General features: G+C 44.0%; 1 protein-coding gene. It reads left to right on the top strand.

Annotation, left to right across the window (positions count from 1 at the left end; translation table 11 throughout):
- Positions 1-935: hypothetical protein (locus tag KDK18_RS06485; RefSeq protein WP_257254055.1), on the top strand; the 935-nt coding region annotated here is incomplete at its 5' end.
- Between the last annotated feature and the right edge of the window lie 330 nt (positions 936-1,265).

The following is a 1,265-nucleotide window of genomic DNA, read 5'->3' as shown; positions in this document are numbered from 1 at the left end:
AACAGCTGGCCCTGAGTTATATCGCTGTGCTGATGCAGAACCTCAATGAGATGTCTTTTACTGTCAAAGGGCATTGGCTTGAGGTTGAGGCGGTGGGTGACGGTGTTCAGATCTATCGCTATCCGATGCCACAGCTGAAAATACAGAATGAAACAATAGAAATCAGCAACTGGTCAGAGGAGCAGTTCAGGATTTTTTTGAAAATCACTGATATATCTGAACACTATTATTTAACAGCAGATGATTGGCAAAGGCGCTCAAGACCGGATTACCCGGTATACATCCAAAGATACGAAGCCAGACAGGCGGGAACCAGAGACCCCATGGAAAAAGGTGCTGTTGAAGCAACCCCCTTCAAACCTTTACCCATTTATGTTCTGGCTAACATCATCAAAAATGGAATGGCCGTCAAACCAATCGTCTGGAAATCGCTTGAACATCATAAGGAGAGGCTGCCTGAATCTTTATTTTTCAGAATAAGAAATAGAATGGAAACATCAGGTACAGAATGCCCGGATGAGATTAAAGAATCACTGTCCCAATACCTGGATAACGTTCAATCCAGGGGGGCAGACGTCTTTGAGTCGATGAGTGAACCGGAACCACAAAACATTAACCCGCCAGACGACAAACGAGAAAAACAGGCGTTTGGCAGTTTATGGTTAAAGCTCAACCAGACAGAAGCTTTTGGCACCGAAATACTGAACTTACTGGACGAGTATGGAGATGAAATGAAGCTTATGCACATCGTTACCGCCCTTAAAAAAGCCAAAACCGATATCGATAACCGCATACTGGAAGAATGGAGGCAACGGGCATGCAGTAAAATAGAGCGGTTAAAAAAGCGAGACCCTTTATTATCAGACATTGCTGATGATGTTTACCAGAGCTGTCAGGAATTAGAGTTACTTGATGGGTGTGAGGGTATTCTCTAAAAAGACCTTTGTCGTCTGGTGGAAGCTTAGTAAAACAAACTTTTCGCCAATTCCATTCATGGTAAGCTCGCCAGTTCGGTGCTATACAGTCTTACGCAAACATCAATTAATGAGCCTTAGCCTTATGTCAGATGACGTACGAATTTGGCCCAATAGCGAATCGATTCACAGACGCTGATTTTTTAAGTCTGGATCTATGAGACGCTCACAACATAACAACATTTTCTACTCACTAGTCCGATCACTGCTTCTGCTAGTGACAGTAATGTTCGGGAAGTCGCTGCCTGCAATGGGACTCGTCGGCTCAAACCCGCTGCCAACTCATTTCTT

The sequence above is a fragment of the Endozoicomonas sp. SESOKO3 genome, assembly GCF_024606255.1.
This window is presented reverse-complemented; position numbering and strand designations above follow the sequence as displayed.